Origin of the sequence: Nonomuraea sp. NPDC049709, from assembly GCF_040674815.1 — a bacterium.
In the GTDB taxonomy this organism is placed as follows: domain Bacteria; phylum Actinomycetota; class Actinomycetes; order Streptosporangiales; family Streptosporangiaceae; genus Nonomuraea.
On sequence record NZ_JBFANM010000116.1, the window covers coordinates 22497 to 29310 of the forward strand.

The following is a 6814-nucleotide window of genomic DNA, read 5'->3' on the forward strand; positions in this document are numbered from 1 at the left end:
GCTCTATCACGACCAACGTCACGGAGGTTCACCATGTCCGACAAGCCCTGCGGCTGCTCCCACACTTGCCAGCCGGCCAAGCAGCCCGCCACCCGCCGAGCGGCAGCTCGCAAGCTGCCCCGATTCACCATCCAGCCCATCCCGGCCGCCCAGCCCCGGCTCGATCACACCGCGTTGATGCTGCTCTCCGCCAGGTTGACCGAGCGCGACTACGAAATTCTCGATCACCTGTACCGCCACCGCGTCCTGACCACCCACCAGCTGCAGCGCATGTTCTTCACCATCGCCCAGGCCACCCGCGCCCGCATGACCATCCTGTTCGAGCTCAACGCCGTCACCCGCTTCCGGCCCTGGGCCGGTTACGGCGCAGGCTCGGCCCCCATCCACTGGGCCCTCGGCAAAGCCGGAGCCGCCGCCCTGGCCGCCCGCCAGGGCATCACCGTCAAGGAACTCGGCTACAACCCCGAGATCCCGGTCGCCGTCTCCTCACGCCTGGGCCACCAGGTCGGCGTCAACGACTTCTTCTCCCACCTGCACAGCCATGCCCGCCACACCTCGCACGCCGCCTTGAGAGCCTGGTTGTCAGAACGACAGTGCGCCACACAATGGAGCGACCTGGCCCGCCCGGACGCCTACGGCTGCTGGTCGGACAACGGCCACCAGATCGACTTCTTCCTCGAACACGACACCGGCACCGAAACCCTCAAACGCGTCGCCGACAAACTCCACGACTACCGCACCCTCACCGACGCCACCCGCATCACGACCCCGGTCCTGTTCTGGCTGCCCAACCCCACCCGCGAAGCCAACCTGCGCAGACTCCTCACCGACCATGACCTTCCGATCGCCACCGCCGTCCACACCACTCAGGGCGACGGCCCCGCCGGGCCCATCTGGCTACCCGTCCCCGCCGAGGCGGGGCAGACACGGATGCGGCTGGCCAACCTCGACCAGGGCTGGCCCCACCTCGCCCTCGGCCAAAGCCCCGAGCAACCAGCCAGCGCCGACGACCACGAGGACGCGCTCCTCGACCGCATCTTCGCCGAGGACGAGACCGAGAGCAGATGAAGGCCGCCGCGGCCGGCGCCGCCCTCCTGCTGCTCATCATCTGCGCGTTCATCGCAGCCGCCACCAGCATCCTCACCGGCTCCGGCACACCCGGCGGCCTGGCCTGCGCGATCACGCCTGCGACAACGAGCAGCACGACGGGCGGGCCGGTCGCGGCCAGTACATCGACCGGCGTGGCCTCCACGCTCACCTTGGACAGCGAGCAGCAGACGCACGCCGCCCTCATCGTCCAAGTCGCGACCGAGCGCGGCCTGCCCGCTCGGGCAGCCGTCATCGCGGTCGCCACCGCCCTGCAGGAGTCGCACCTGCATAACCTGCGCTACGGCCACCTCGACAGCCTGGGCCTGTTTCAACAACGCCCCTCGCGAGGCTGGGGAACACCCGAGCAGATCCTCGATCCCCGCTACGCCACCAGCACGTTCTACGATCGCCTCGTCAAGGTGTCCCGCTGGGAGCAGCTCCCGGTCACCCGAGCCGCCCAAGCCGTCCAACGCTCCGGCCGCCCCGACGCCTACGCCCTGTGGGAGACCTTCGCCCAACACACTGTCGACGCCCTCACCGGCACCTGCGTCCCGATCATCCCCGGCGAGCAGGTCGCCGCCGTACTCGCCTACGCGCACGCCCAACTGGGCAAACCGTACCTGTGGGGCGCTGAGGGACCGGCCGCCTTCGACTGCTCCGGGCTGACCATGCGCGCCTACCAAGCAGCCGGAATCACCATCCCCCGCGTCGCCGCCGACCAGTGGCGCCACGGCCCGCCCATCCCAGCCGGGCAAGAGGAACCAGGCGACCTCGTCTTCTTTCGCATGGAAGCAGACGGCCCCGGACATGTCGGCCTGGTCCTAGGAGGCGGCCAGATGATCCACGCCCCCAACCGGCGTACCGTGGTAAAGATCGACAGCTATCACCGGCAGGACCTGATCGGTTTCACCCGGCCGCCCGCCCACGCCGCCACCAGCCAATCCGATCCACGCTGATCGCAGGCCACGGCCACCACGTAGACGCGTACGGCATCCGCTCGCGCGTCCGCATCGGACCCCCTTATCCACGGCGGTTCGCACAGACTGACGGCCCGGCCAGGCTGTCATAACGCCAGCCAGGTCGGCCTCCAGCACCGCCGTGATGCCTATCCGACAGGTGAGCTGCTCGTTCGGTTAGCAGAACCCCGTAGTCACGGAGAGAAATTTGCTCGATACTGTGCGAGAAGATCTCGATGAACTTGCAGGTGAGGAGGGGCCTCGTGTGCGCGATGCGGTTCGCCCCGTCCCAGCTCGTCGTCAGCCTCTCCTACGACCTCAACAACCCGATCAAGATCCGCGCCAAGCACAAGGTCGCCGGCATGCTGCTGCTCGACCGGGACCACGCCAGCCGCCTCGACCGAGGTTGGAACGTCCCCGGCGCCTACATCCTGCTTGACCGCCCCGGCGCGCAGGGACGGTGGGGAGCCTACGTCGGCAAGGCCACCAACCCCGGCCTGCGCCACCGTGTGCTGAAGCAGCTCAAGGATCGCGATCACTGGTACCGGGCGCTGCTCATCCGCTACGAATCCAACGAGGATGAGACGCTCAACAGCAGCCAGGCTGGGTGGCTGGAAGGACGGCTTCACGACCACCTCGCTCAGGCCGGGCAGGTCGACCTGCACAATCGCAACCGCCCTCAAGATCCCACCCTGTCAGACGACGACGAGACCAGCCTCATCGACTACCTGCTACCTATCGAGTCCGTGCTCCGGCTCATTGGCCACACCCTCTATCCCCGCCCGGCCAACGCCCCCGACGGCGGGGGGCCTCTTGTCACGGTGATCAAGCCCGAGCCGGTACCGGAGAACCCCACTGCGTATGTCAGCGCGCTCGACTTCGGGCCAACCCCCTACGTCCTCCAGAACCCAACGTTCGAAGCCGTGATGGAGAAGATCGCGCTGATCAAAGCAAGAGGGCATCTTCGGATCGCGGAAAGGGACTCTGACACACTGATGTGATCCGGTGGTGCAGCGGGTATGCCCCGTCCAGCACACCAACCTTGTGCTGGACGGGGCATGCCTCCTACGCCACCGGATCAGGCGCTAGCGGATGTATCCCTGCCCCTTCTCCCCGCCATGCATCCGGCAGGCCAGTTCCTCTTCCGCAGTGAGCACCACCGCGAACAGCTCTTGAACGCATGTGGTCACGGCCTTGTAGAGGCGATGCCAGCCGTCGATGATCAGCATGCCGCCGTTCGGGACCTGGGCCACGATCAGCGGCTCGGACAGATCCACCTGGGCCGCATGCTCGGTGTCGATGGAGATCAATCGAAGCATGGCTGCCCATTCCCTGGGCTGGATCCGACCTTCTGGCATCCGGCCCCGGGTGATCTTCTTGGCGGCGGTGATGTTCCATCGCCACGCCATCATCTGGAAGAACTCCACGCCCGACCCGTCCAGCTCGCTCGGTTTGTGGCTGCTCGCCGTCGAGGTCTCCGGGATGGCGGGAGAGGGTTCGCCGGTGGGGGTTCGGTAGGTCATGCCGTGGCCTCCTGTCCGGGCGAGGCAGTCGGAGACTGCTCCGCCGGGCAGGCCGGCCCGAGCGTCTCGGCTTGGGCGAGGAAGATACGGGCGGCGCCTTGCCGGATGAGAGCGAGGCTGTGGTCGAGGTGGACCAGAGCGAGCTCCAGCTCGTTGTCCTGCCCGCGTGTTCCGATGGCCTGGCGGGGGTCTGGTGGGGTGGGGTCGTCGAGGTAGGGGGTGATCCAGGAGACGAACCTGGCGACGGACTGGGCCGGGCGGGACTCTCCGCCGTCGGTGCGCTCGACATGCCGGGTCACCAGCCGCCACCAGGTACTAAGGGTCTGCGCGCGCAGGGTGCCGTAGATCTGCTCGGCGCTCAACCGCTCGCCCCGGCCAAGACACCGGACGATGTCGTCGAGGTGCTGCTGACAGTTATGGTGAACCTGCTCGGTGATCGCGTGCAGTGAGGCCGGGACCCCTTCGGGTGGTGCGCCGGTGGCGGCATGCCGCTGAGGGTTGGTCATGACAGGGTGTCCTTCCTCTGGAGGGTGTCGCCAGCGCCGGAATGCGCTGGCACGGTCGGCTGGCCTGTCATGGCCTTACCGCCAGTCGGTGCAGGCAGGTCCGTGGTGACCGGTGCGGCCGTGGGCGGGGTGGCTGCCTGATTGATGAGGTGCTGGGTGAGGAGGTGGCCGCTGTCGGTGAGGAAGTCGCGGGCGGCAATACGGGCGGCGTGGGCGAGGGCGTGATCGAACAGCGTTCCCGGCCGGGCGGCTGGAGGCTCGCCGGTGAGGTAGTGGCGGGCCCAGGAGCGCACTCTCCGTAGCGCGTGATCGCAGGTCAAGCTCTTGCCCGTGATCTCCTCGTCCACGAGATCCCACCAGGTGCGTGCTGCCTGGGCGTGGGCGGCGGCGAACGACTGCTCACCGGTGAGCCGCTGCCCGTTCTGCAAGGTGAAGATCGCGCGTGCTGCCGCCGTGTAGAAGGTGTGGCGGACTGCGGTGATCTTCTCGGCGGTCAGCTGCTCGCACGAGAGCCGCGCCGCCTCATCTGGGGATGTGGTGCCGTCCCGGGCGGAAAGGGTGCTGCGCGGTTCCCCCGGCGGAGGGCCGGGCGGGTAGCGGTCATTCATCGGGCGTTGTCCTTTCGTCGGGTGACAGGGACCGGTGCGAGGCGAGGGCCGTGAGGTGGCCGTACGGCTGACGGCCGAGGCATCACGCGGCCCGAGCAGGGCGCGGGCGGTGAGGCGAACCATGGGCAACCCAGGGCGCGGGCCGGTGGGACGCACCCCCGTACACGCCGTCACGGGCGAGATTCCGTGGGCGGGGCCTGCTCGGTCGTGGTGGTCGGCCGGGCGGGGTCGGCCGGGCGGGTGTCGTGATCGGCGGGGAAGGCCAGCGCCTCGGCAAGCTTCTCGGTCGCGTCGAGGAAGGCGCGTGCACCGCCTCGGCGGGATTCGGCCATGGCCAGGGCGAACAAGCCGCCGTTGTGCACCGGACGGGCGTTGATCAGCAGATCCTGCGCGCGTTGCCGCACGGCCAGCAGCGCGATCGCGCCGTCGATCGGCTCTTCGCGGCCGTGGGTGAGGTCGGTGACCTGCTGCCACCAGGTGAGCCGCTGGTAGGCGTAGGCGATCCGGCCGAGGTCCCTGTCGTACAGCGTGCCCTCGTCATCGAGGGAGGCGATGCGGTTGAGAGCCTCGCCGAGTTCCCGGCGGGCAGCGGTGGCGTAGTGGAGGGCCAGGTCTTCGAGTCGTCCCATGATGATCTCCTTGGGGTAACGGTGGATGACTTATGCGGGCCGGTATCGGCCGTGGTTGCGGCTGCGGGGTCTCGGCGCTGCCCTCGCCGTTCGGGCAACCCCGGGAATTCGGGGCGGGCGGTGGGGGTGGTCGGTGTGGTGTCCGGTACGGCCCCGTGTGGGGCCCGTACCGGATGCCGGGGATGGCGGGTTAAGCGGTGGCTAGCAGCCGAAACGCGCGGGCCTTGAGCTTGGCGTTGTCGTGGTCGTCCAGCAGGGCCCGCTCAGCGCGCACGGTGGCCACGTCGCGGCTGCCGAATACCGGGCTCTTGTGGTCCAGCCGCTCAGTCACCGCGTTGTACGCCGCCCACCGCGTGTTACGGATCGGCTCCTGAGTCGGGGCCTGCGCGAACAGGTACTCCAGCTCCCGCATGGTCAGGTCGTGATTCCGCTTCGCGAGTTCCTTCGCGTCGGCCGGAAGGGGGTGCAGCCGGTTGGCGAACTGCCGGAACTCCTTGACCTCCATCGGCACCGCGAGCAGCTTCTCGGCCTCGGCGGCGAACGCCTCGCCGTGCTTCCAGGTCAGCCTCAGCGCCTCACGCGCCTCGGCGATCCGCCCGGCCACGTTGCCGGTATGCCGGACGGTGAACTTCGAGGCGTGGTTAGCGAGCGCGGCGCGTTCCGTGTTCGCGCAGACCACCCGGACCGGGGTCGCCACGGTGACGAACGCCCCCCACCCGTCATGCCGGGAGAACGCCGCCAGGTACAGGTCGAGCTGGTCGAACCCGCCGACCATGAGCGGCTCGGGCAGGCGCATGGTGACGAACACCCGGCGTCCGCCGTTCAGCGAGCCGCCGGTGTCGAAGATCGCTCCTGACTCGTCCACCAGGGTCTGGAGAAATCCGGTGACGTCCTCGTTCTGCAGGACCTGGTAGTCCCGACCGACACGGCCGAGCCGTTCGGGCTGTCCGGTGACGGGGTTGGTGCGCACCACGAGGAAGTCCTCGTCCGTGACGACCGGCAGCCCGGTGACGGGGTCGGTGACCTGACCGACCGGCACCTTGCGCACGTTCCACCCGGCGAGCTGGGCGTTGGACAGCAGGTCCTCGGCGGTCATCGGGCCGGGCGCGGTGTAGCCGAGCCCGTGCCAGCCCGGCTTACCGGCGGCGGCGAACCCGGCCGAACCGTTGGCGAAGATCTCGATTTCGTGAGCCATGGCAGTTGCCTTTCTGATGCGTGGTGCTGACGTGCGGACATGCGAAACAGACGCGATGACGGATCGGTGTTGTGGGATCCGGCTCCGCCCGTGCGGACCGGGGGCCGGTGCTCGGGAGGCCGGTATTGCCGCCCGCGCGGCAGACCGGGGCCGCCGGTGGCGGCCATATATGGCGGTGGGTGGGGGGTGCGGCCACGGGCGGGTCGGTGGAGGGATCCGGCCCGGCTACCGGTCCGGGGGGCGTGGGCGGGATCAGGGACCCGAACCGCCCCCCCCAAAACCTGATCGAATGAGGCCCCCCCGCCCCC

Annotated in this window: 8 protein-coding genes; 3 read left to right on the forward strand and 5 right to left on the reverse strand. The window is 68.9% G+C overall.

What is annotated here, in order from left to right:
* The first annotated feature begins 33 nt into the window (after window positions 1-33).
* The 3 genes from AB0J69_RS56460 (at window position 34) to AB0J69_RS56470 (ending at window position 3046) form a co-directional block, all read left to right on the forward strand.
* Entirely contained in the window at window positions 34-1068 is a 1035-nt protein-coding gene (locus AB0J69_RS56460; RefSeq protein WP_364136609.1) for a replication-relaxation family protein, read from the forward strand.
* The gene (locus AB0J69_RS56465; RefSeq protein WP_364136611.1) at window positions 1065-2045 is read left to right on the forward strand and encodes a C40 family peptidase; all 981 of its coding nucleotides are present in this window, start codon (window positions 1065-1067) and stop codon (window positions 2043-2045) included. The genes AB0J69_RS56460 and AB0J69_RS56465 overlap by 4 nt, the downstream gene beginning before the upstream one ends.
* A gap of 236 nt (window positions 2046-2281) precedes the next feature.
* On the forward strand, window positions 2282-3046 hold the full coding sequence (locus tag AB0J69_RS56470; RefSeq protein WP_364136613.1) for a hypothetical protein: 765 nt from the start codon (window positions 2282-2284) through the stop codon (window positions 3044-3046).
* 84 nt (window positions 3047-3130) lie between these two features.
* On the opposite strand, the gene AB0J69_RS56475 is transcribed toward AB0J69_RS56470, so the two are convergent.
* From AB0J69_RS56475 to AB0J69_RS56495, 5 genes are all read right to left on the reverse strand, one after another.
* Window positions 3131-3568: a hypothetical protein gene (locus AB0J69_RS56475; protein ID WP_364136615.1), complete on the reverse strand. Its 438-nt coding sequence runs from the start codon at window positions 3566-3568 to the stop codon at window positions 3131-3133.
* Window positions 3565-4074: a hypothetical protein gene (locus AB0J69_RS56480; protein ID WP_364136617.1), complete on the reverse strand. Its 510-nt coding sequence runs from the start codon at window positions 4072-4074 to the stop codon at window positions 3565-3567. Before AB0J69_RS56480 ends, AB0J69_RS56475 begins: the two co-directional genes overlap by 4 nt.
* Window positions 4071-4682 carry a hypothetical protein gene (locus AB0J69_RS56485; protein ID WP_364136619.1) on the reverse strand — a complete coding sequence of 204 codons (612 nt, stop codon included), beginning with the start codon at window positions 4680-4682 and terminating at the stop codon, window positions 4071-4073. The genes AB0J69_RS56480 and AB0J69_RS56485 overlap by 4 nt, the downstream gene beginning before the upstream one ends.
* 170 nt (window positions 4683-4852) lie before the next feature.
* Window positions 4853-5311, reverse strand: coding sequence for a hypothetical protein (locus tag AB0J69_RS56490; protein ID WP_364136621.1), 459 nt, complete (start codon window positions 5309-5311; stop codon window positions 4853-4855).
* A gap of 190 nt (window positions 5312-5501) precedes the next feature.
* Window positions 5502-6506 carry a DUF932 domain-containing protein gene (locus AB0J69_RS56495; protein WP_364136623.1) on the reverse strand — a complete coding sequence of 335 codons (1005 nt, stop codon included), beginning with the start codon at window positions 6504-6506 and terminating at the stop codon, window positions 5502-5504.
* Window positions 6507-6814 lie beyond the last annotated feature (308 nt).

Coding starts and splice junctions, on each gene's coding strand:
- AB0J69_RS56460 (WP_364136609.1), top strand. CDS start 34: ATGTCCGACAAGCCCTGCGGCTGCTCCCACACTTGCCAGCCGGCCAAG.
- AB0J69_RS56465 (WP_364136611.1), top strand. CDS start 1,065: ATGAAGGCCGCCGCGGCCGGCGCCGCCCTCCTGCTGCTCATCATCTGC.
- AB0J69_RS56470 (WP_364136613.1), top strand. CDS start 2,282: ATGAACTTGCAGGTGAGGAGGGGCCTCGTGTGCGCGATGCGGTTCGCC.
- AB0J69_RS56475 (WP_364136615.1), bottom strand. CDS start 3,568: ATGACCTACCGAACCCCCACCGGCGAACCCTCTCCCGCCATCCCGGAG.
- AB0J69_RS56480 (WP_364136617.1), bottom strand. CDS start 4,074: ATGACCAACCCTCAGCGGCATGCCGCCACCGGCGCACCACCCGAAGGG.
- AB0J69_RS56485 (WP_364136619.1), bottom strand. CDS start 4,682: ATGAATGACCGCTACCCGCCCGGCCCTCCGCCGGGGGAACCGCGCAGC.
- AB0J69_RS56490 (WP_364136621.1), bottom strand. CDS start 5,311: ATGGGACGACTCGAAGACCTGGCCCTCCACTACGCCACCGCTGCCCGC.
- AB0J69_RS56495 (WP_364136623.1), bottom strand. CDS start 6,506: ATGGCTCACGAAATCGAGATCTTCGCCAACGGTTCGGCCGGGTTCGCC.